The organism is Streptomyces sp. CO7 (genome assembly GCF_053474865.1).
On the sequence record NZ_JBRIOU010000109.1, the window covers coordinates 1 to 445 of the forward strand.

1 pseudogene is annotated in these 445 nt (G+C 73.3%); it reads left to right on the forward strand.

Annotation, left to right across the window (positions count from 1 at the left end):
• A pseudogene (locus tag ACOV8S_RS31335) lies at positions 1–445 on the forward strand (fumarylacetoacetate hydrolase family protein); the annotation flags it as partial.

Genomic DNA, 445 nt, shown 5'->3' on the forward strand with positions numbered 1-445 from the left:
TGTCGGGCGTGGTGACGGACGTCGACGGGGCACTGCTCGCCGACGATGCCGCGATGGAGCGGGTACGGTCCGCCGCCGCTGCCGGTGACCTGCCGTCCTGGACGCCACCGGGCTGCGCGTCGGTCCGCCCGTGGGGCGGATCGGGAAGATCGTGTGCATCGGGCTCAACTACCACGACCACGCCCGCGAGACCGGGGCCGAGCCGCCCGCCGAGCCGGTCGTCTTCTTCAAGGCGCCGGACACCGTGGTCGGGCCGGACGACTCCGTGCTCGTGCCGCGCGGCTCCGTCAAGACCGACTGGGAGGTGGAGCTGGCGGTCGTGATCGGGCGTACGGCCCGCTATCTGGAGTCGGCGGAGGAAGGGCTGGCGTGCGTCGCCGGGTACGCGGTCGCGCACGACGTGTCCGAGCGGGAGTTCCAGATCGAGCGGGGCGGGACCTGGGAC